A 22005-nucleotide genomic window follows, 5' to 3' on the forward strand; every position below is an offset into this window, starting at 1 on the left:
CTCCGCCGCACCGGCCGCGACTACCACCGGCCCCTACGAGCCCTCGGCCTCACGTGACGAACCCAGACAGATCTCGATCATGCAATGACCCTGGGTCGCCGCTGGAGAAGCAGTCCAGGGCCGCGGTGATGCCCAGCTCGTCCATGACGATCTTGGTGATCGCCTTGACGGCCTGCTTGATGCGGCCCTTGGAGCCGTTGAGGTTCGCCTCGGCGTTGTTCAGGTTGTCCGTGGCGTCGTCGGCGGCCTTCTGCTCAGTTGTCTGATTGGTTTTGACGCGTTGGCCAGTGCAACTGCTGGGGTGCTGCTGGCAGTACGCCCGCTCGTCCGGGTCGTACAGACCCGTCGGGTCACTCGCCGAGACAGGACGGTTGTGCGCGTACGCGTACGCGTTCAGCTGCTGGGGATCGCTGGTGTCCACCACCGGGTCGGGCGAGATGAACTTGCCGAGGAAGGAGTCGTACTCCCGCGCCCCGATCGTCGTCAGGCCCGTGGAGGCATCGATCGTGCCGCCCACGAAGCCCTTCTCGCCGGGCCAGGCCCCTTGCGCCGGCTGGGTACCGCGGTTGTTTCCGTACGGGTCGAAGCGGCGCTGGGTGATGGCCCCCGTCGTCGCGTCGATCGACAGCTCGCCGGTGCCGTGGTGGTCCGAGGCGAGGAAGGAGAGCTTCTTGGTGTTGTCTCGGACCGCGATCGTGGAGTCGCCGTACCCGTAGTAGCGGGTGGCCTTGACCGTCGACGAGCCGGCGTCGAGGCGGAGTTCGGTGCCGGGCAGGTAGATCGTGGTGCCCGAGGGGTCTTTGCGCTGGACCCGGCCGCCGTCGGCGTCGTAGAGGTAACTGGTCTGTGATGCCTCGTTCTTGGCGGGGGTCGTGACGTCGTCGGGCTGGCTGTTCTTGATCACCTTGCCTTCGGCGTCATACTCCAGGGTCTGGGTGTTGCCTCCGATGGTGCGGGTGTGGGTGTTGCCCGCAGAGTCGTAGGTGTAGGAGTACTCACGGTCACCGGTCGGGGTGTTCTCGACGACCTTGGACACCTGGTGAGTGCCCGTCTTGTAGGTCAGGTTGCGCTTGGTGTCCTTGGCGGCGTCCAGGCCGGTGTCGTGCACCGTCTCGGACAGCCGGTCGCCGACCTCGTCGAAGGTGTACGAGGTCCAGTAGGCCGCCGGGCCACCGAGTGCGGAGCTGCCGGGCGTGCCGCTGCATGCGGCCGGGCGCGAGCCACCGAGCGGGATCTGGCTTCCGACGGTGCCGGACGCCTTGGCGGCGTCCTTGCCGGTCGCCGGGGTCCAGGCCTCCGTCATCCGGTACTGGTAGTCGTAGGTGAAGCACTGCAGGTCGGGAGCCCCGGTGCCTGCGGTGTCCGCGACCGACAGGATGTTGCCGACCTGGTCGTAGGAGTAGCTCGACTCCTTGGCCGGACCGGTGGTGGAGCCCGCGACATCGACCACGGAGCGGGTCAGCCGGTCGGTTCCCGTCTCGTAGTCGAAGGTCTGCCAGCTCTTCTTGCCGCCGTTCGACAGCTCCAGCTGCTGCAGGAGGCTGCGTCCCGACCAGATGGTGTTGGTGACATACGGCGTGGCGCCGGTCATCGTCGTCATGCGCTGCAGGTCGTCGTACCCGTAGGCGAGTACCTCGGCGTCAAGACCGCCGACCGCGGGGACTCCGTCGCTCTGCTTGGTGCCGTCGCGGTTGTAGTCGGCGGTGTAGGTGTAGGTACCGGCCAGTGCTCCTTGGGAGGCGGGGACCGCGTAGGCCGTCTTCAGCGGACGGTAGAAGTCGTCCATGGACTGCACGACCGTGGCGAAGTACTCGGTGCCGCTGATGTAGCGCAGCGAGGCGTATTCCTTGCCCAACCAGCCGGCCTTGTCGTAGCGCCGTTCAGTGAGCTTTGTGCCGGTGGTCGGCGCGCCGTCCCAGGTCGTCATGGTGCGGCCGAGCTTGTCGTAGACCGTGGAAATGGTCTCGCTGCGGCGGCCGTCTGTGGACGAGAGGACCTGGTCCGCGTCGTCGTAGGTGGTCGTCGTCGTTCCGGCGTCCGGGTCCCGCGCCTCGGTCTGCCGGCCTCGCTGGTCGTACGTGTATTTCCAGCTGTTGCCTTTGGCGTCGGTCAGCTGCTTGAGCTGGCCCGCTGCCGTGTACTCGTACTTGGTGGTGTCGTAGCCCGAGGACGGGCCTCCCGTGACAGGCGAGGCACCCTTGTAGTGACGCATTTCTGTGGTCTGGCCGCGGGCGTTCGTCAGGGTCGTCGTTGGCGTGCCGCCGACCGGCGGGTCGATGTGGGTGCGGTCGCCGCCGTGGGTGTACGTGGTACGCCACTGCTCGGCGCCCGAGACCGCGAAGATCTCCGCGGTGGTGCGACCCAGGCCGTCGTACTCGTACTGGGTCTGCGCGCCGACCTCGCCGTTGCGCACGATCAGCAGTTCGTCCGAGGGAGCCCCGGACGCGTTGTACGTGGCGTTGGTCTTGAGGATCTTGCCGGTGGCGCCGTAGAAGGTGTCGGCGACCATGCGGGTGCCACCGGGGCCTTCGGTCTGCTTCTGGCGGGGCCTCAGCAGTCCGTCGTACAGCTCGTACTCACTGCCGTACGCACCGCTCTCCTCGATCTTCTCCGTCTTGACTGCGACGGCCTTGTCCCGGCGCACGATGTACGAGTACTTGATGCTCGGGGTCTGGGTCTTGGCGCGGTTCGGCAGCCAGACCGAGACCAGCCGGCCGAGGCCGTCGAACGCGAGGTCGGTGCGCTTGCCGTTCGCATCGGTCTGACCGGTGGACTGGCCCCAGGCCGCGGCGATGTCACTGGTCGTGACGTGCCCGAGCGCGTTGGTCACCTTCGTCTGGGAGATGAGGCCGTTGACGTCGGTGTACGAGGTCTTGGTCTCCGCACCGACAGCGTCGATCTGCGAGGTGGGGCGACCGAAGGCGTCGTATGCCGTGGTGCCCGTCACCTGATAGGTCGCGGTGGTGCCGTCGTGCGACTTGAGGCGCTCGGTCGTCGTCGCGTTGCCCTTGGTGGGTGCGGCGCCAAAGGCTCCGCTGTCGTACGAGGTGCGCTCGTCGGAGATGACCTGAGTCTTGCGGTCAGGTGTCGCGGTGCACTTGACGGCGACGGTCTCGATCCGTGACGTCAGCTCCAGCATGTTCGCTGCGGTGTTGTCCGCGTAGTACGTGCGGGTGCACGTGTCGTCGGCGGTGGTGGAGAGGTCACCGAGGTCCTCGGACTCGATCGCGCGGCCGGTGCCGTTGGACGTGTCGTACTTGGTGTTCAGCTCGGTCTCGCGGCGACCGTCACCGCCCTCGGTGACGGTGTAGCCGCGCACCTTGGTCGTCTTGGTGATCGACGCCTTGGTGGAGCCCCAGATGTTGATTGCCGTCGCGGTGAAGTACCGCGCGGGGGTGTTGATCGACTTGGAGACGAGCTTGTCTCCGTCGTAGGTCGCGGCCTCCAGCTCCTGACCGGTGAACTCCTTGTAGTCCGTGTACTTGGTGCCCTCGGAGTCGGTCACCTCCGCACTGCGCGTACCGCCTGCGGAGTCCTTGTCCCCGTCCATTCCCTGGAAGTACGTGTAGTCGATACGGGTGGTCTGCTTGTCCTCGGCACCGCTGGTCACCTTGACCTTGCCGTAGCCCTGCCAGCCGCCCCACGTGAGGTACTTGTCCTCGGTGATGCCGTCCGGCTCGGCCTTCCGCCAAGCGGCCGGGCCCTGGTAGTCGTACCTCGTCACCAGCTTGTCGCCGCCGCCGGTGCGGTCGGTCTCGATGACCTCCGCGACGACGTACTTGTGGAACCAGTCCGTGATCGGGTCGATGTAGCCCGGCGGGGACCACTTGACCGGATAGCAGCGCTTGGTCGACTCACCCGGCTTCGGCAGCGCGTCCTTGGTGCAATTGGTGGGCGCGTAGTTGACGTCCAGCTGGGCGCCCGTCTCGCTCAGGACCGCGGCGAGCCGGAAGCGGTAGAAGGGTGCGATGTTGTCGCCGATCGCGTCCACGCGGTTGGCAAGCTGCATGCCGTAGAGCTCCAGCGAGGGAAGCTTGGCGGCGGTGCCGACGCGGCCCTCGTGGTCGATCTTGGACAGCCACAGCGTCTTGGAGTCGTCGCCGTTGTCGGTGAACAGGTGGGTGAAGGTCCAGGCGTCCACGTCCTGGTACGTCGTGGCGTCCTTGCGGATCTGCGTGGTGACGCCGGCCAGCCGCTTGCGGGTCCAGAACGACGGCGCCACCTGCGAGGCGGTGCACTTGGTGCTCGCGGCGCAGTACCGGTCCATCGGGACGTCCGGCCAGTGAGCGGCGTTCTCCTTCTTGAAGTCGGCCGCCGCGCAGGTGAAGGTGTCGGTCGGCAGGCAGCGCTCCTGGGTGTTGAAGACGACGCGGGCGGGTGCCTGGGCGGCGTACACCTGGCCGTCGCGCTGGCCGTAGTCGATGCGCTTCAGGTAGCCGCCGGCGTGGTAGGCGGTGCCGTTGACGTCCGTCTTGCCGTTCAGCGCGTAGTAGTTGGTCTCCCGTGCGTAGAAGTACGAAAGGGCGTTGCCCTGCGGGTCCTTGACGTAGTCGAGGCTCCAACGCCAGGCCTGGTTGCAGTGGGCGCTGGTGAAGGTGGCGTTGTAGCAGGGCTCGCCGGAGTCGTCGCCGAAGACCGGGGTGGTCCAGACGGAGGCGGTCTCCTCGTTCCCCGTGGCCCAGCCGGGCAGCCGGTTCTTGCCGAAGTAGTACTCGGTGCCGTCGGTCGTGGTGATCATCCAGTACTCACCGTCGTTGTCGCCGTTGGTGGCGCCGGTGAGCTTCTCCACCTTGGCGCCGTCGTCGGCGGCGAGGTGCCACTTGCCGTCGGTGGCGTCCTTGACCAGCTCCGTCGACATGCCGTTCAGCAGGACAGTGGCGTTCTCGAACGCCCAGCACTGCTCGGCGGAGCCGGAGTGGCCGTCGTCGGAGCAGGCCTTGTAGCGGCGCTCGATGTAGCCCGGCTCATAGCTGAAGCCCTCACCGATCCAGGAGCCCTGGTTGTTGGTGTCGGCGGTGCGGCCGTCGGCGGACTGGGACGAGTAGGCGAGGCCGACCGTGGGCGTGAGGCCGCCGGGGGTCGGCGGCGTACGCAGCGGGTACGACCAGGAGAAGCCGCCCGAGGAGTTCGCGACGGTCCAGCTCGCGGACTTCGACAGCGGGGTGGCCGAGTAGTTGCCCTGCGACGAGGAGTCGCCTGCGGCCAGGGCGACCAGCGAGTCGCCCGTCACGGCCATCGTCGACGTGCCGGAGGCGGCCGGAACAGCGGTGACGTCCGCGGAGACCGTGTGGTCCTTCGCGTTGTTCACCGTCGGCAGTTCCTTGGGCAGTTCGGGACAGGTCTTGCTGCCCGGCTCGGCGACCGCGGCGCAGGCAGGCAGCTGTACGAGGCGCAGCCGGGCCCCGTAGTTGCCGCCGTAGCCGTCGCCGAACGCCGAATAGTCCACGTTCAGGCGGACCTTGGCCGCTTGCTCCCCCTCGTCCGCCCGCTGCACGCGCAGCAGTGCGCCGGCGCCCAGCTTGGCGGCGCGCTGCGGGTCCAGAAGGTCGATCTTGACCTTGCCCGGCGCCGTACTCGCCGTCCCCGCGGTGGACTTGGCCTTGGCGGAGTCCTTGGGCGCGGTGACAGAGACCGGCAGGCCGCCGACCTTGACCTCGGTGGGGCTCTTCGCCCCGGCGGCCGACACGGTGATGTCGGCGCTGCCCTGACCGGGCCAGACAGCCTTGTCGAGCTGGGTCACGGCGGCCTTGCGGGCGGGGTCGGCCGGTCGGCCCTTGACCTTGCCCGCGGTGCCGTCGACCGGGTCGCCGAGATCCTGGACGCCGGGCCGGCCCTGACCCTTGCCGTCGGCGTAGGCCACGGCCTGGATGGTGGACGCGGACAGCGCCAGCGTCAGGCCGAAAACTGCCCCGCTGAGGAATCGTCTTGGTATGCGCCGATCAAGCAATCGGCCACGTAGATACATCAATGCACTCCGCATATCGATGTCGCAATGAGCAAAGTGAGCAGGAAAAGAAGTCGCGGGTGTGCCGGCCTTCCGTGGAAGGCCGGCAAACCCGCGGGGTGTGTTACATCTCCGGCAGCGCCGTCAGCGCCGCCATCTGGCGGATAGCTACCGGGTCGGCTGCACCGCTGTAGGCGCGCACCTCATCGATGGCACCGGCGAAGTACTCGCTGCCGCCATCCAGCGCCGAACGGCCCACCTGGAGACCGCCGGTGGCGGACCAGAGGGTTTCCTCGGCGCCGTGTGCCGTACTGGCCAGCTGTCCGTTGACGTACAGCCGGATCTCATTGGCGAAGGCGTCATAGACCACGGCCAGGTGCTGGCCGGAGCCGTCCGTGTCGGGCAGCTCCTGGTCGTCGTTGAAGACCTTCACGTCGGCCGTGGCCGAGTCGGACTCGGCGACGGCCAGCTCCCACTGCTGGGTAGCTGCCTGGTACCGGACCTGGACTCGGTTTGCGGCCGTACCCGGCAGCGAGAGCACGGTCTGCGACTTCGTCGCATCGAGCGAGGTGAGCAGCGCCCGGGCGGAGATCGTGAAGCTGGAGCCGCCGGTGACCGGGGCCGTGGCCGTGGCCGCGTAGTCCCCGTCTCCGTCCAGCACCAGGTTGCCTTCGCCAACCAGCGGCGCGGTGTCGAACAGCGGGTCCGCCGGGCGGTAGATCGACGCATTGCCGGCGAGGGTCAGGCCCGCACCGTTCCCGGTCTCCGCGGAAACACCGTTGGTGGCCGTATCGAGCTGCCAGTAGCCCTTGCGCTGCGGCTTGACCGTCTTGAGCTCAGCGACCTGCGCTGCGGGCAGCACCCGGTCGAAGACACGGACCTCGGCGATGTCTCCGGTGAAGTTGTCGCGGTAGCCGCTCTTCGCCGTGGCACGGCCGATCTGCAGCGGGCCGTACGACTTCCACACCGAGCGACGCACTGCGACGCCCTTGGACAACTCATTGATGTACAGCTGCAGTTCGGTCCTCTGGGCGTCGTACACGCCGGTCAGCAGGACCCACTGGTCCTTGACCACGGAGACCCCAGTGGACACGGCCTTCCATTGGCCGATCGTATCGACGTCGGTGACGGGCACGGAGAACGCCCAGGTTCCGGCTGTGGCGTCGTAGCCGAGGGTGAAGCCGGGCTCGCCCGTGCCGTCCTGGCTCACGACCGCCATGCTGTGGTCCAAGGCCGTGGGACGGACCCAGGCGCTCACGCTGAAGCCCTTCGAGGAGTCAATCACCGTCTCACCGGTGTCGAGGTAGGCGCCCGCGCTGCCGGGCCGCCCGCCGTGGACGCAGTCACTGTCGTGGTCGGGCTGGCAGTGCCGTCAAAGGCGTACCGGTACTTCACGACGTCGGTGTCCGGTACCGAGTCGTTCGGGTTCGGCGCGAAAGTGAAGGTGCCGTAGGTGCCCACCCCGTCGTGGTAAACCGTGTCCGACGGGTACTCTCTGGACAGCACGTTCACCGGGTCGCTGCTCGCGACCGAGGCCACTGAGCCGGTTGGATGTGGAGACACACTCGATCCGGCAAGGTGGAGGCGCGGTGGCAGAGCCCATCTTGTCGCAGACCGTCGTAGTGGTGTTGGAGAGGGAGTCCGTGGTCGAGAGCAGCCGGTCCAGGTCGTCGTACTCGTAACTGGTGGAGTCGGTGTCCGGGTCGGTCGAGATGTGCTTGCGACCATGCTGGTCGCACGTGTACGACCAGACGATGCTCTTGTTGTCGGTGACCTTGTCCAGCCTGCCGGCCAGGGTGTAGCCGTACCGGGTGGAGACGTAGTCGGCCGCGGTGCCCGTCGGAAGCGGCTTGTCGTCCTTGTACTGGCGCAGCTCGACCGTGCGGTCCCCTGTTCGGTATGGGGCAGGGCTGTACCGCGGGGCCTGATCGCGCGGCTCAGGAGGGTGACCAGTACGGGACTTCGGTGGCGATGGCGCCGTACCGCCCGAGCGGGAAGGCGACGGTCACCAACTCGATGCTCGCGGTGGGTGTCCCGGGTGAGGACATAGGAAGCGTTGTGGATGCCGGCGCGGCGCAGGTCTACCAGATCAAGGCGACGGAACGGTCGCAGAGACCCAGTGGATCGACCAGGATGCGCCCGACGTCGAGGGGGAGGTGGAACCCCGTGACTCCTTCGGCCAGCGGCTCGCCGCCGTCAACACCACTACGAACGTGGTCAGTACCCCGGCCATGATGCGGCTAGCCGTGGGGGTCCCGGGCGAGGATTCGGCGCCGGAGCAGGCAGATAAGGGTGGCGTGGCGTTGTTCTCGATGCTCGGAGCTCCCGGAGCCGCCGACAGGCTGGATCGAGCCAGGTTAGGTTACGGAATCCCTTCACAATCAGCTCCACGGCAGTTCGCCGGCATGAGCCTGGGCAGTAGTCCGTCCCTGTTGTACGTGGGCATGCCCTATGGCCCGGCGGAGGGCCGCGCGGTGTATGGCCCCCCCCTGGGGGCACCGCCAACGAGGGTGCCCCCAGCCAGACCTTCAAGCCCGGTGACGGCGGCCTCCCTGCCGATGGTCTCGCCTTCGGTGCCACAGTCCGCTGATCGCCATGTAGTACCGATGATCAGCGGCTCGCTCCTGCGGCGTCCCATCACGTCGAGACGTTCCTCGCTTGCCTCCTCTCGAAGGCTGCGGACCTGCGGTGGGCATCTATCGCACATGTGCCCGAGCGCCCCAACTGTCCTACGTCTCCGCTGACATGGGTAGGCGGCGTGCGCTGGGGAAACCGGGGGGACGCGGACCTCATCGACGCGATCAGCGGCCTCGGCCACCCGGCCAGCGAGGCTACCGCTGAGCGCATGTTCCTGCACGTCCTGCAGGGCCACTGCAATAGCCCCATCGTCGGCTACGCCCGCACCGAAGGCACCGGCGAGCTGTCATTGCGGGCGAAGGACTTCACACCCGACGGCAAGGATCCTCAACGCGCGCGAGTGGGCGGGCCGCCTGGACCCGGCCACGCTCGGAACGTCCGTCGCGGTCGCCCTCCTGCGCCAGGCGCGAACTCATCGACGGGATCCCTCACTGAACTGCTTCAGAACGCACGGCTCTTGACGCCCTTGACGAAGGCCATCCAGCCGACGGCGCCGAACACGAGCACCGGACCGTCCGTGATCTTGCTGTCGCGCACGGGGACGAGGTCCGGGGCGCCGTCGGCCACCTCCACGCAGCTGCCGCCGTCCCCGTTGCTGTAGGTCGACTTGCGCCAGGCGGCCGAGTTCGGTTCAGGTGCGGTGCTCATCTGGTGCGTGCTCCTTCGCCGCCGATTCGATCAGGGCCAGGGACGTCTCCGGCGACAGAGCGACGGCCCTGGCCAGATCGTATGAGGATTGAAAGTCCGCTACCAGGGCCGGTTCGTCGACCAGTTGGCCCGTGTAGGACCCTTCGGTGTACACAACCGGCGGAGCATCGGCGAACTGCATCAGCGAGACCATGGTGTTCAGGAACGGATGTGCACCGGCGGAAAAGGGCAACACCTGCAGAATGATGTGTGGGTGAGTGTGTGCCATCTCGACGAGATGCATCAGCTGGTCGTGCATCGCGACGGGACCGCCGAGAGGTACCCGGAGTGAGGCCTCATGGAGAATCGCCCAGAAGAGGGGCCGATCGCCGCCTGTGAGTAGTTGGGCGCGTTCCATACGTGTGCTGACGTGTTGCTCGACGACGTCATTCGGGGCGTACCGCTGTACGGACTTCGTCAGTGCTCTCGCGTAGGCCGGTGTCTGGAGCATTCCCGGAACCACCATCGGGGCGAACTCGCTGATCGCTGTTGCCCGTTGTTCCAGTTCCGCGGCATCGGCGAAGTAGTCCGCCACCTTCGACTTTCCGGCCAGCCGGCACAACCGTTCCAGATGCTCCCCGCTACCGAAGAGCTGATCGAAGACGCGGGACATGTCGATCTGCGGCCGCCGGTTCGCCGACTCGAACTGCCCGATGTACGACCCCGAGCAGAACACCCGCTCGCCCAGCTGCTCCTGGGACAACCCGGCGGCCTCGCGCAGGCGGCGCAATTCGGAGCCGTAGAAGGCTCGCGGGTTGGTGTACGGGTCCAGTTCCTTGGGTTGCGGCATGTGGCGGAATGTAGCCGGACACGAGGTCCCCGGACTCGGAAACGCGGTACCGGCCACCCCATCGTGGACGGTCCGGAATGCAATCGTGGATCAGCGGGTTTGCAACATCCGCAGCACGCGGCGCGAACAGTACAGAGAGCGGATGGCACCCATGGGCGAGTTGATCCTTATCCGGCACGGCGAGACCGAGTGGTCCCGGAACGGGCGGCACACGAGCCACACCGATCTGCCCCTGACCCCCCTCGGTGAGCGTCAGGCCCGTGCGATCGTGCCGCTGATCGCCGACCGGAAGATCGGGCTCACCCTGGTCAGCCCGGCCCTGCGCGCCCGGCGCACCGCCGAGCTCGCCGGCCTTGACTCACCCCGTGTCACACCCGACCTGCGCGAGTGGGACTACGGCGGCTACGAGGGCGTGACCACCGTCGAGATCCACCGGACCCGGCCCTCGTGGAACCTGTGGACCGACGGCGTCACCCCCGGCCCCGCGGCGCACCCCGGGGAGACGCCGGCTGAGGTGGGCAGGCGCGCCGACCGCATGCTCACCGAGATCCGGACGGCCGCCGAACAGGTGGGGGACGCGGACATCGCTCTCGTTGCGCACTCCCACTTCCTGCGCGTGCTCACCGCCCGCTATCTGGGGCTGACTCCTGCCGGCGGCACCATGTTCCAGCTCGCCACCGGGGCCGTCTCCCGGCTCGGCACCGAGCACGGGCAGCCGGTCATCACCGCTCTGAACCTGGCCCTGCCCGAGAGGCTCTTCCGCGCCGCCGTCCCGGAGTCGCCCGAGCAGGGCTGAGCAGGGCCACGCTGTTCATCCCGGGGCGCCGGTGCGGCGCTGATGGCGGCACGTATATTCGGCTGGTGCGACGCGGCGATCAAAGCTGTCACGTGGGATTTTGCGGCCCGGAGCACGAGTACGAACCAACAGCGAGGAGCAGGCCGATGACGACAACCGCTCGCCCGAGTGTGCAGCACGAGGACGACCAGGTGCGGGTCACCCGCTGGGACTTCGAGCCCGGGACGCGTACCGGCCGCCATGTCCATGCGCATGACTACGTGGTCGTGCCGGTCGTCGACGGTGTCATCAGCGCCTTCGCGCCCGACGGGTCGGTGACCGAGTCTCAGCTGCGGGCCGGTGAGTCGTACGCCCGCCCGGCCGGTGGCGAGCACGATGTCGTCAACACCGGCAGTGCCTGGCTGGCCTTCGTCGAGATCGAGCTCAAGGGGACATCGGCTGCGGCCGCTTCGTCCTGAGTCCGAGCGCCATGGACCGCCGGGGATGCCGTCCCCGTACCTCTCGGCTCCTCGGCGGCCGGCCCGATCCGACGACCGAGTCCGTCTGCACCGTGGGACGAAAGAACGGCCGGTACCTCACCCGAGGTACCGGCCGTTCACAGGAGTGGAGAGGTCAGGAGATCAGCTCCACCTCCGCCAGCGTCCCCTCACCGACCGGCACCAGGCGATAGCGCGCGTACGTTCCCGCCGTGCCCACCGAGAACACCCGGGTCTGCTTGTCCCACGCGAACGACTGCCCGGACCGCCTGTCGAGGTCCTTCCACGTCGTGCCGTCCGCAGAGCCCTGCAGAACCCAGCCCGTCGGCGCCTTCGCCGCGGCGCCCGAGGTCAGCGTGTACTGGACCGCCCTCGTCGCCGACCCCACCGGGAGTTCCACCTCGCCGGTCACCGTCGCCGTCGTGGCCGACGTGTTGTCGAACAGCGCGCCTTCGCCCTTCAGTACGTCCTTCTTCGGCGACGGCACCTGGTCGTCCTGGGTGATCGACGTCGGGGCCGCGTTCTTGCCCGTGCCCCACGCCGACGGCTTGGCGCCCATGTCGAACTCCAGGACGCCACCCTTGGCGAGCAGCTCGTGCGGCAGCGACGTGGACGTCCACTTCTTGCCGTTGACCCTCAGGCCCTGCACGTAGATGTTCTTCGCGCTGTTCTTCGGGGCCTTGACCACGAGGTCGTGGCCGTTCTCCAGGTGGACGGTGGTCTTCGTGAAGAGCGGCGAGCCGATGGCGTACTCGCCACTGCCCATTACCAGGGGATAGAAGCCGAGTGAGGAGAAGAGGTACCAGGCCGACTGCTCGCCGTTGTCCTCGTCGCCGTGGTAGCCCTGGCCGATCTCGCTGCCCGTGTAGAGGCGGCCGAGGACCTCGCGGACCTTCTCCTGGGTCTTCCAGGGCTGCGACGCCGCGTCGTACATGTACGTGACGTGGTGCGCGACCTGGTTGCTGTGGCCGTACATGCCCATCCGTACGTCACGGGCCTCCGTCATCTCGTGGATGACACCGCCGTACGAGCCGACGAACTCGGGACCGGCCGTCTCCGGGGTGGAGAAGTACGTGTCGAGCTTCTTCGCCAGGCCGTCGCGGCCGCCGTACAGGTTGACCAGACCGCGGCTGTCCTGCGGAGCCGTGAACGCGTAGCCCCAGCCGTTCGTCTCCGTGTAGTCGTAGCCCCAGATCCGCGGGTCGTACGTGTCCGAGGCGACCCGCCAGTCACCCTTGGCGTCCTTGCCCTGGAAGAAGCCCGCCTTGGAGTCGAACAGCTCGACATAGTCGCGGGCCCGGTTCAGGAAGTACTCCGACTCCTCCTTGTACCGCTCCTTCTTCGTCTTCTTGTAGAGCGCCTGGCCCATCTGCGCGAGGCCGTAGTCGTTGAGGTAGCCCTCCAGCGACCAGGACAGACCCTCGTGCGTCGACGTGTTCGCGTAGCCCACGAACGGGGACGTCGCCATCCCCTTCCGGCCGACACCCGACGTCGGCGGAACCACCGTGGCGTTCTTCAGGGCCGCCTCGTACGCCGCCTCGCCGTCGAACTTCACGCCCTTGACGTACGCGTCCGCGAACGCGACGTCCGACGAGGTGCCGGTCATCAGGTCGGCGTAGCCGGGGGAGGACCAGCGGGAGATCCAGCCGCCGTCCTTGTACTGCTGGACGAAACCGTCGACCATCACGCCGGCCTTGTCCGGTGTGAGGAAGGAGTACGCGGGCCATGTCGTCCGGTAGGTGTCCCAGAAGCCGTTGTTGACGTACACCTTGCCGTCGACGATCTTCGCCCCCGTGTGGGTGGGGGTGTCCGGGCCGATCTGCGGCGAGAACGGGCTGGCGTACCGGTCCTTGCCGTCGACCCGTTCGAAGCCCGAGTTCGGGTAGAGGTACAGCCGGTACAGGCTGGAGTAGAGCGTCGTCAGCTGGTCGGCGTCCGCGCCCTCGACCTCCACCTTGCCCAGGATCTCGTCCCAGGCCCGCTGCGCCCGGTCCTCGACGCGGCCGAAGGAACGGGACGCGGGGATCTCGGCGGCGAGGTTCTGCTTCGCCTGGTCGATGCTGATCAGCGAGGTGGCCAGACGGAGGTTGACCGTACGGTCCTTGCCGGCGTCGAAGCGGAGGTAGCCCGTCACGTCGTCACCGCCGCCGCCCTTGAGCTTGCCGCTCGCGGTGACCGGGGCGTCGAAGACGCCGTAGACGAAGAGCCGGGTGGCGCCGGTGGAGAGGCCGCTCTTCACGTCGGAGAAGCCGGTGAAGGAGCTGGTCCCCGGGTCGAGGGTGAGTCCGCCGTCGTTGGAGATGTTGTCGAAGACGACGGACGCGTCGTCACCGGGGTAGGTGAAGCGCATCCGCGCCGCGTGGTCGGTCGGCGTCATCTCGGCCTTGAGGCCGTTCTCGAACGTCACACCGTAGTAGTGCGGCTTCGCCGTCTCGTTCTCGTGCCTGAACGGCAGCGCGCGTGCCGTGCGGGAGGCGTCCGGGGTGTCCTTGGCCACCGACGGCATCAGCTGGAACGTCTGCCGGTCGCCCATCCACGGGCTCGGCTCATGGCTCGCGCTGAACGCCTGGAGCGTGGGCAGGTTGTCGGCGTTGTTGGCGCGCTGGTAGTCGTACAGCCAGCTCGTCGAGGCGGCGTTGGTGACCGGCGTCCAGAAGTTGAAGCCGTTCGGGACGGCGGTGGCGGGGAAGGTGTTCCCGCGTGAGAAGCCGCCGCTGGAGTTGGTGCCGCGGACCGTCGACGCGTAGTCGGACAGGTGCGCCCTGCGGCTCTCCGGGGCCTTCGGGGCGAGCTTGATGTCGTCGATCCAGCCCTGGAACTTCGCCGGGCCCTTGGGGGAGTCGTACGCCACCAGGATCCGGTCGACGGTCTTGCCCGCCGCGACTCTGCCGATGCGCGAGGCGACCTTGTTCCACTGGTTGACGTACAGCCGCTTGGCATCGGCCTGGCCCTGCGGGGTCAGCGGGCCGCCGTGGCTGTCGGTGGCGCCCAGATCGCTCAGGTACGTGCCGTCGGTGAACGCGAGGTCGACCGCCACATGCGTGGCCGGGTACGCGAGGTCCGTCTCGCCCATCTGCGGATAGACGAGGTAGGAGAGTTCGGTGTCCCGGGTGACGGCCGTGTCGACGTCGAAGACCTTGTTGTACGAGTACGCCCGGCCGTCCGCCTTGTGCGTGCCCGCGTAGCGCAGGGCCTTCTTGCCCGTGAAGCCCGCGCCGGCCTTGGCCGTGGGGGAGCCGGACGGACCGCGGTCGGTCTGGCTGCGCATCTCGGCGGGCGCCGGCGTGCTGGTGTTGCCGTCGGAGAACTGGACGTCGGCGAGCTGGGTGATGTTCGAGGCGCCGTTGTTCTTCGTGATGTCCAGACGGAAGTGCTGGTAGGCCGTGTCGGCCGTGATGTCGTACGACTTGGTCTGGAAGCGCTCGCTGAAGGACTGGTCGGTCCGGGAGTCGAGGTCCTTCCACGTCTTGCCGTCGGACGAGCCCTGGAGCGTCCAGTTCCGCGGGTCGCGCTCGGCGTAGTCGTTGGCCGAGGTGAGTGCGTAGGTCACGACCTTGACCGGCTCGGCCAGATCGAACTCCAGCCAGGCGGTGGGCTCGAAGGTCAGCCACTTGGTGGCGGACTCCCCGTCGATGAGGTTCTCCTTCACCTCACCGCCGCCGGTGTTTTCGTCACTGGCGCGGACATCCATGACCTTGTCCGTGACATTGCCCGGTATTCCGGACGAGAAGCCACCATCGATGCCCGACGACCGCTTCTTTCCGTCAGGTCCCTCTTCCGCGGTATTGCGCCAGTCCGGCTGCTTTTCGTCTGCCTCGAACGAGGAGGTGAACGTCTGGTCGGCTGTGGGCTTTTCACCCCTTTCGGGGGAACTTGCCGACTGGGCGGCGGCCGCCGTCGGGGCGGTCACGACCAGGACCAGTGAGGCCGCAATGAATGCGGCTGTGCGGCTTTGTCTCTTGCGAGAACCATGTCGGGGCTGCATGCCGAGCCATTCCTCCCGGGGAAGTGCGCGCTGGACAACGTTGTCAGAGTGATGCGCAGGATCCAGTAGGGAGCCAAGTGGCCGGATGTGTCAAGGGTGTTGGACGCGGAGGGCTGGGTGAATCGACCGGATTGCGGAAATCGTTACACCCGGACGAGGGCGCACGGGGCCCATGTATCCGCGAGGTCTCAACTCGGGAAAGACTGCTGTCCAAAGCTGCATTCGATCTTGCTCAGTTGGCCGCAAGTGGACTATACCTGTCGGCGTCTGCCCCGCCGTTTTCCACGCGGGCGGACAAGGGGGCCGGGGGAACGGTCGAGGGGGTACCCATGAGGTGCATCCGCCGCTCGATCTCCCGAAACCCCCACTGCATCCGGCTAGCCTGCAAAATCAGCATGACCCAAGCGCAACTGACCGCGGTGGCGGGGCCCTTCGCCTGAGGCGAATTTCGACGGGCGACCGGTACACACCGCCTGAGTCCTGGAGAAGGCGAGGACTTGAGCATGGGATCCACCTCCGGCCACACGAATGAGGGCCTTGGCCGTCGCGACGTGATCAAGCGGTCTGCCGCACTCGGTCTGATCACCGTTCCGACCATGAGCTTCCTGTCGGCGTGTGCGAGTAGTGACAGCGGCACCGACGACTCGGTCAAGAAGGGCAAGACGAGCGCCAAGAACCCGCTCGGCGTCAACGAGACCGCCGCCCTCGACGTCGTCATCTTCGACGGCGGTTTCGGTCAGCAGTACGCGATCGACGCGGAGAAGAAGTACAACGCGGCCTACCCGAAGGCCCCGAAGGTCAAGCACACCGCGACCCAGAAGATCCAGTCGCAGCTGCAGCCGCGCTTCAACGGCGGCACCCCGCCGGACCTGATCGACAACTCGGGTGCCGAGCAGATGGACATGGGTGTCCTCGTCGGCAAGAAGCAGTTGCTCGACCTGACGCCGCTGATGGACGCCCCGTCCATCGACGACCCGAGCAAGAAGGTCCGCGACACGCTGCGCCCCGGTGTCCTGGAGATGGGCCAGTTCGACGGCGACCCGGTCTGGATCATGTACTACGCGTACACGGTCTACGGTGTCTGGTACTCGCAGACCGCGCTGGACAATCTCGACGCGCAGTACCCCGAGACCTGGGACGACATGCTCGCCCTCTGCGCGAAGGCGAAGAAGAAGGGCATCGCCGGCTGGACGTACGCCGGTAAGTACCCGTACTACCTGCCGTTCTCGCTCTACCCGTTCATCGCCAAGATCGGTGGCCGGGAGGTTCTCGACAAGATCGACAACCTGGAGCCGAACGCCTGGAAGGACCCCGCGGTCAAGGCGGCGTTCGAGGCGTACTACGAGCTGTACAAGAAGGGGTACATCCTCAAGGGCACCCCGGGCATGACCCACATCCAGTCGCAGACCGAGTGGACCAAGGGCAAGGCGCTCTTCATCCCGAACGGTTCGTGGGTGGAGAACGAGGCGGCGCCCACCACGCCCAAGGACTTCAAGATGATGGTCTCGGCGCCGTCCAGCCTGGACGCGTCCGACAAGATGCCGTTCGGCACCATCTGGGCCTCCGGCGGTGAGCCCTTCATCGTCCCGGCCAAGGCGAAGAACCCCCAGGGCGGCATGGAGCAGCTGCGCATCATGCTCTCCGAGGAGTCCTCGAAGAACTTCACCAAGCAGGTCAAGTCCCTCAGCGCCTTCAACGGCGGCACCGACGGTCTGACCCTGTCCACGGCCATGCAGGCCGGCGTCGACGCGCTGAAGAAGGCCGGCGACAACGTGGTGAACCCGCGTCTGCAGGACTGGTACGTGAAGCTCCAGAAGGAGCAGATCGGCGTCGCCGGCATCGGCGAGATGATGGCGGGCCGCGCGACCCCGGCGGAAGCCATCAAGAAGATCCAGGCCTTCGCGGACGCGGCGGCCAAGGATCAGTCCATCAAGCACTACAAGCACCAGTGAGCAACCGTCACCAGCGGCGGCACCCGCGGAAAGATCGGGGTCGGTAAACGATGCAGCACGGCAAGTACCGGTTCATTGTGGGGTTCTTGGCGGCCCCACTGGCGTTGTACGCGGTCTTCGTCATTTGGCCGTTCATCCAGTCCATCTACTATTCCTTCACGGACTGGACCGGCCTGAGCCCGGACTTCAAGATGGTCGGCTTCGACAACTACACCAGGATGTTCAAGGACGACATCTTCTGGAAGTCCCTGCAGCACAGTGTGTTGCTTGTGCTGCTGCTGCCGCTGGTGACGCTGGGCCTCGCGCTTTTCTTCGCCTTCATGCTCAATGTCGGCGGCCGGCGGCGGAAGAACGCCACGGTCGCCGGCGTGCGGGGCTCGGGCTTCTACAAGATCGCCTACTTCTTCCCGCAGGTGCTCTCGATCGTGATCGTCGCCCTGCTCTTCCAGTTCGCGTTCAACCCCAGTGACGGGATGCTGAATTCGACCCTGAAGGGCATCGGTCTCGGCTCCGTCCAGCCGGACTGGCTGGGCGATCCGAACCTCGCGCTCATCTGCGTCATGTCGGTGCTGGTCTGGTCGACGGTCGGATTCTTCGTCGTCCTGTTCTCCGCCGGAATGGCGTCCATTCCGAAGGACTTCTACGAGGCGGCGCTCCTCGACGGCGCCAACCGCATCACGACGTTCTTCCGGATCACCCTGCCGCTGCTCTGGGACACCGTGCAGTCGGGCTGGGTCTACATGGGAATTCTGGCGCTCGGCGTGGAGGCGTTCACGGCCGTACAGGTCATGACCGTGGGTCCCGGTGGTCCCGACTACTCGACCACGGTCCTGCCGCTGTACGTGTACCAGACGGCCTTCCGTGACGGCCAGGCAGGATACGCAACAACGATCGGTGTCGGACTGCTCATCGTCACCATGGCCTTCGCGGCCATCGTGATGCGACTGGGCCGGCGCGAGCGGCTGGAGTTCTGATGAAGACCACTGACACCCCTCCCGCGCCTGCGGCGGACCGCGTGCCCGTGTCGCCGGTGACCGTGCCCGGTGGCAAGAAGGAGAAGAGCAGCGAGGGCTCCGTCCTCAACGTCTTCTCGCACGGTGTACTGATCATCTGGGCGATCCTGGTCGTCATGCCACTGCTCTGGGCGGTGATGGCGTCCTTCAAGTCGGACGACTCGATCCTGTCGACGCCGTGGGCGCTGCCCGACAAGCTGCACTTCGAGAACTGGTCGCGCGCCTGGAGCCAGGCGCACATGAGCGACTACTTCTTCAACACGATCATCGTGGTGGGCGGCTCGCTCATCGGCACCCTGCTGCTCGGTTCCATGGCGGCGTACGTACTGGCGCGGTTCGACTTCCCCGGTAACCGTTTCCTCTACTACCTGTTCATCGGCGGGATGAGCTTCCCGATCATCCTGGCGCTGGTCCCGCTGTTCTTCGTGATGAACAACATGGGTCTGCTGAACACGGTGCACGGACTGATCCTGGTCTACATCGCGTACTCGCTGCCGTTCACCGTCTTCTTCCTCACCTCGTTCTTCCGGACGTTGCCGACCTCGGTGGCCGAAGCGGCGATGCTCGACGGGGCCTCGCACACCCGGACGTTCTTCCAGGTGATGCTGCCGATGGCGAAGCCCGGCCTGATCAGCGTCGGCATCTTCAACTTCCTCGGGCAGTGGAACCAGTACATGCTGCCGACGGTGCTGAACACCGAACCGGATCACCGGGTGCTCTCCCAGGGCCTGGTCGAACTGGCCACCAGCCAGGGATACAAGGGGGACTGGTCCGGCCTCTTCGCCGGTCTGGTGATGGCGATGCTGCCGGTCCTCGCCGCCTACATCATCTTCCAGCGCCAGGTCGTCGCGGGCCTGACCGCGGGAGCCGTGAAGTAGCGGCGCGCCGCACACCGTAGAGACGGACGAACCGCCCGCCGGCCCTGTGCCGACGGGCGGTTCGTCCGTTCTCTGTGTCCGCCCCTCGGGGCCTGCCCGCTCATCCGAGGCTTGGACTGCTCAAGGTCTTGACGGGGAGGACCCCAAAACGGTCAGCTTAGAGTTCACATGTTGGAGAAAACGGTAGGAGTGAGAGAGTCGATGGAGACTCCGGGGTCGCAGACATCTCTGCATCGCGCCAACCTTGAGCGGGTCGTGCGTGCCGTACGTATGGCGGGTTCGCTCACCCAGGCGGAGATCGCCAGAAGCACGGGCCTCTCCGCGGCCACGGTCTCCAATATCGTTCGCGAACTGAAGGAGGGCGGCACGGTCGAGGTGACCCCCACCTCGGCGGGCGGCCGCCGGGCCCGCAGCGTCTCCCTGAGCGGTGACGCGGGCATCGTGATCGGCGTCGACTTCGGACATACGCATCTGCGGGTGGCAGTCGGCAACCTTGCCCACCAGGTGCTCGCCGAGGAGTCCGAGCCGCTCGACGTGGACGCCTCCTCGGCGGAGGGGTTCGGACGGGCGGAGCGGCTGGTCAATCGACTGATCGAGACGACCGGGATCGGCCCGGACAAGGTGATCGGAGTGGGCCTCGGCGTTCCCGGTCCGATCGATGTGGAGTCCGGCACGCTGGGCTCCACGTCGATCCTGCCGGGCTGGACGGGCATCAATCCGAGCGCGGAGCTCGCCGCACGGCTGGGCGTGCCGGTGTACGTCGACAACGACGCCAACCTCGGGGCGCTGGGAGAGCTCGTCTGGGGGAGCGGCCGGGGGGTCAAGGATCTCGCGTACATCAAGGTCGCAAGCGGTGTCGGCGCCGGTCTGGTGATCGACGGGCACATCTACCGGGGGCCGGGCGGCACAGCCGGCGAGATCGGCCACATCACGCTCGACGAATCGGGCCCCGTCTGCCGCTGCGGCAACCGCGGGTGCCTGGAGACCTTCACCGCCGCGCGGTACGTGCTGCCCTTGCTCCAGTCCAGCCACGGGTCCGATCTCACGATGGAACGGGTGGTCAAGCTGGCCCGGGAGGGCGACCCGGGCTGCCGCCGGGTGATCGCGGATGTCGGGCGGCACGTCGGCAGCGGCGTTGCCAATCTCTGCAACCTGCTCAACCCCAGCCGGGTGGTTCTCGGCGGCTCCCTCGCCGAGGCGGGGGAGCTGGTGCTCGGGCCGATCCGCGACTCGGTGTCGCGCTATGCCATCCCCAGCGCCGCCCGGCAGCTCTCGGTCCTTCCGGGTGCCCTCGGCGGCCGGGCCGAGGTGCTCGGTGCGCTGGCTCTCGTACTGAGCGAAATGGGGGATTCAACCCTTTTGGAGAGCGCCCAGCCCACGTCAACTCCTGCCTTCACTTAGATAACGAATGGCACCGTTGTCATCTCGTTAAGGATTTACTCCTTGACGTTGACGTCGCAGCCGAGTTGACTTCCAGCCACCTCGGCCGCAACGTCGCGGCCTCGTCAGGGAGGTTCGAGAATGAACACGCGTATGCGTCGTGCCGCCGTTGCCGTTGCCGCCACCGCGATGGCCGTGTCCCTCGCTGCCTGTGGCAGCGCCAAGGACGCCGATGGCAAGAAGAGCACGGAGTCGAGCGCCAAGAAGGGCGACGACATCACCATTGGTCTGCTCCTTCCGGAGAACCAGACGGCGCGCTACGAGAAGTTCGACAAGCCGCTCATCGAGAAGAAGGTCAGCGAGCTGACCAACGGCAAGGGCAAGGTCCAGTACCTCAACGCCAAGCAGGACGCGCCGACCCAGGCCCAGCAGGTCGACACGATGATCACCAACAAGGTCGACGCGCTGATCGTCGACGCGGTCGACTCCGCCTCCATCAAGACCTCGGTCCAGAAGGCCCACGACGCCGGTATCCCGGTCGTCGCCTTCGACCGCCTGGCACAGGGCCCGATCGACTCGTACGTCTCCTTCGACAACGTCCAGGTCGGACACGTCCAGGGCAAGGCGCTGCTGGAGGCGCTCGGCGACAAGGCGAAGTCCGGCAAGATCGTCATGATGAACGGTGCCATCACCGACCCCAACGCCGCCGACTTCAAGAAGGGCGCGCACGCCGAACTCGACGGCAAGGTGAACATCGGCAAGGAGTACGACACCAAGGAGTGGAAGCCGGAGAACGCCAACGCCAACATGGACGCGGCGATCTCGGCCATCGGCAAGGACAAGATCGTCGGTGTCTACTCCGCCAACGACGGCATGGCCGGCGGTATCATCACCGCGCTCAAGGCCGCCGGTATCTCCCCGCTCCCGCCGGTCACCGGCCAGGACGCCGAGCTCGCGGGTGTGCAGCGCATCGTCGCCGGTGAGCAGTTCATGAGCATCTACAAGCCCTACGTCCAGGAGGGCCCGATCGCTGCCGAGATGGCGGTGAAGCTGGCCCAGGGCAAGAAGCTCGGCTCCCTCGCGACCTCCACGGTCGACAGCCCGACGACCAAGCAGGTCCCCGCGGTGATCATCCCGGTCGTCTCGCTGACCAAGGAGAACATCCAGGACACCGTTCTCAAGGACGGCATCTACCAGGTGAGCGAGATCTGCACCGCGAAGTACAAGGCCGCCTGCGACAAGCTCGGCCTGAAGTAGGGCTCTCCCTCGTCGAGGGACCGGTCGGCCGACTTCCGCGGAACTCCGGCCGGTCGACCTCTCCAAGGCTGCAAGTACGCTGATTCCTCCGCGACGTGCAGCTGTTGAAGCCTGTCCGGCGCCCCGCACATCAACCGTCCCGCTATCGGGCGGGGCGCCGGGCGGAACGCTTCCCCCCGCTCTTGTTCTCTTCTGCTCGACCACCGCGCC

General features: G+C 66.9%; 13 protein-coding genes and 2 pseudogenes. 8 read left to right on the top strand and 7 right to left on the bottom strand.

Annotated elements, in window-relative coordinates; all coding sequences use genetic code 11:
• Positions 1–49: 49 nt before the first annotated feature.
• The 4 genes and pseudogenes from AB0N06_RS27520 to AB0N06_RS27535 form a co-directional block, all read right to left on the bottom strand.
• Positions 50–5860, bottom strand: coding sequence for an RHS repeat-associated core domain-containing protein (locus AB0N06_RS27520; RefSeq protein WP_366137369.1), 5811 nt, complete (start codon positions 5858–5860; stop codon positions 50–52).
• A 208-nt stretch (positions 5861–6068) separates the two neighbouring features.
• The gene (locus AB0N06_RS27525) at positions 6069–6806 is read right to left on the bottom strand and encodes a LamG domain-containing protein (protein WP_366137396.1); all 738 of its coding nucleotides are present in this window, start codon (positions 6804–6806) and stop codon (positions 6069–6071) included.
• Positions 6795–7244 (bottom strand): annotated as a pseudogene (locus AB0N06_RS27530) (LamG domain-containing protein); the annotation flags it as partial. The gene AB0N06_RS27525 and the pseudogene AB0N06_RS27530, both read right to left, overlap by 12 nt.
• Before the next feature lie 72 nt (positions 7245–7316).
• Positions 7317–7817: a hypothetical protein gene (locus AB0N06_RS27535; protein ID WP_366137397.1), complete on the bottom strand. Its 501-nt coding sequence runs from the start codon at positions 7815–7817 to the stop codon at positions 7317–7319.
• 903 nt (positions 7818–8720) lie between these two features.
• On the opposite strand from AB0N06_RS27535, the pseudogene AB0N06_RS27540 reads away from it, so the two are divergent.
• Positions 8721–9016: pseudogene (locus AB0N06_RS27540) on the top strand (hydroxymethylbilane synthase); the annotation flags it as partial.
• Between the two features lie 6 nt (positions 9017–9022).
• Here AB0N06_RS27540 and AB0N06_RS27545 read toward each other — a convergent pair.
• Positions 9023–9229, bottom strand: coding sequence for a DUF397 domain-containing protein (locus AB0N06_RS27545; RefSeq protein WP_366137370.1), 207 nt, complete (start codon positions 9227–9229; stop codon positions 9023–9025).
• A complete protein-coding gene (locus tag AB0N06_RS27550) occupies positions 9213–10058 on the bottom strand; it encodes a helix-turn-helix transcriptional regulator (RefSeq protein ID WP_366137371.1) in 846 nt (281 codons plus the stop codon). Before AB0N06_RS27550 ends, AB0N06_RS27545 begins: the two co-directional genes overlap by 17 nt.
• 151 nt (positions 10059–10209) lie before the next feature.
• On the opposite strand from AB0N06_RS27550, the gene AB0N06_RS27555 reads away from it, so the two are divergent.
• Together AB0N06_RS27555 and AB0N06_RS27560 are read left to right on the top strand one after the other, a co-directional pair.
• Complete coding sequence (locus tag AB0N06_RS27555) at positions 10210–10854, top strand: histidine phosphatase family protein (protein WP_366137398.1); 645 nt, start codon at positions 10210–10212, stop codon at positions 10852–10854.
• Between the two features lie 146 nt (positions 10855–11000).
• On the top strand, positions 11001–11312 hold the full coding sequence (locus AB0N06_RS27560) for a cupin domain-containing protein (protein ID WP_358856361.1): 312 nt from the start codon (positions 11001–11003) through the stop codon (positions 11310–11312).
• A gap of 154 nt (positions 11313–11466) precedes the next feature.
• Here the strand turns inward: AB0N06_RS27560 and AB0N06_RS27565 are convergent, their stop codons facing one another.
• Positions 11467–15315, bottom strand: coding sequence for a GH92 family glycosyl hydrolase (locus tag AB0N06_RS27565; protein ID WP_366137372.1), 3849 nt, complete (start codon positions 15313–15315; stop codon positions 11467–11469).
• A 503-nt stretch (positions 15316–15818) separates the two neighbouring features.
• Between AB0N06_RS27565 and ngcE the strand changes: the two genes are divergently transcribed.
• The 5 genes from ngcE (at position 15819) to AB0N06_RS27590 (ending at position 21795) form a co-directional block, all read left to right on the top strand.
• Positions 15819–17267 carry an N-acetylglucosamine/diacetylchitobiose ABC transporter substrate-binding protein gene (gene ngcE / locus AB0N06_RS27570; RefSeq protein ID WP_366137373.1) on the top strand — a complete coding sequence of 483 codons (1449 nt, stop codon included), beginning with the start codon at positions 15819–15821 and terminating at the stop codon, positions 17265–17267.
• Between the two features lie 50 nt (positions 17268–17317).
• Complete coding sequence (locus AB0N06_RS27575; protein ID WP_366137374.1) at positions 17318–18241, top strand: sugar ABC transporter permease; 924 nt, start codon at positions 17318–17320, stop codon at positions 18239–18241.
• Positions 18241–19158, top strand: a complete 918-nt coding sequence (locus tag AB0N06_RS27580; protein WP_358856365.1) for a carbohydrate ABC transporter permease — start codon at positions 18241–18243, stop codon at positions 19156–19158. Before AB0N06_RS27575 ends, AB0N06_RS27580 begins: the two co-directional genes overlap by 1 nt.
• 201 nt (positions 19159–19359) lie before the next feature.
• Positions 19360–20559 (top strand): ROK family transcriptional regulator, encoded by a 1200-nt coding sequence (locus AB0N06_RS27585; RefSeq protein ID WP_366137375.1) that lies wholly within the window; start codon positions 19360–19362, stop codon positions 20557–20559.
• Positions 20560–20679: 120 nt separating this feature from the next.
• The gene (locus tag AB0N06_RS27590; protein ID WP_366137376.1) at positions 20680–21795 is read left to right on the top strand and encodes a sugar ABC transporter substrate-binding protein; all 1116 of its coding nucleotides are present in this window, start codon (positions 20680–20682) and stop codon (positions 21793–21795) included.
• Positions 21796–22005: the final 210 nt, after the last annotated feature.

It is taken from the genome of Streptomyces sp. NPDC051020 (assembly GCF_040683105.1).
Classification (GTDB): domain Bacteria; phylum Actinomycetota; class Actinomycetes; order Streptomycetales; family Streptomycetaceae; genus Streptomyces.

What these genes read in the sequence shown, in the direction of transcription:
- AB0N06_RS27585 (WP_366137375.1), top strand. Translation starts at nt 19,360, where the DNA reads ATGGAGACTCCGGGGTCGCAGACATCTCTGCATCGCGCCAACCTTGAG.
- AB0N06_RS27590 (WP_366137376.1), top strand. Translation starts at nt 20,680, where the DNA reads ATGAACACGCGTATGCGTCGTGCCGCCGTTGCCGTTGCCGCCACCGCG.
- AB0N06_RS27580 (WP_358856365.1), top strand. Translation starts at nt 18,241, where the DNA reads ATGAAGACCACTGACACCCCTCCCGCGCCTGCGGCGGACCGCGTGCCC.
- AB0N06_RS27575 (WP_366137374.1), top strand. Translation starts at nt 17,318, where the DNA reads ATGCAGCACGGCAAGTACCGGTTCATTGTGGGGTTCTTGGCGGCCCCA.
- AB0N06_RS27555 (WP_366137398.1), top strand. Translation starts at nt 10,210, where the DNA reads ATGGGCGAGTTGATCCTTATCCGGCACGGCGAGACCGAGTGGTCCCGG.
- AB0N06_RS27550 (WP_366137371.1), bottom strand. Translation starts at nt 10,058, where the DNA reads ATGCCGCAACCCAAGGAACTGGACCCGTACACCAACCCGCGAGCCTTC.
- ngcE (WP_366137373.1), top strand. Translation starts at nt 15,819, where the DNA reads ATGGGATCCACCTCCGGCCACACGAATGAGGGCCTTGGCCGTCGCGAC.
- AB0N06_RS27545 (WP_366137370.1), bottom strand. Translation starts at nt 9,229, where the DNA reads ATGAGCACCGCACCTGAACCGAACTCGGCCGCCTGGCGCAAGTCGACC.
- AB0N06_RS27560 (WP_358856361.1), top strand. Translation starts at nt 11,001, where the DNA reads ATGACGACAACCGCTCGCCCGAGTGTGCAGCACGAGGACGACCAGGTG.
- AB0N06_RS27565 (WP_366137372.1), bottom strand. Translation starts at nt 15,315, where the DNA reads ATGCAGCCCCGACATGGTTCTCGCAAGAGACAAAGCCGCACAGCCGCA.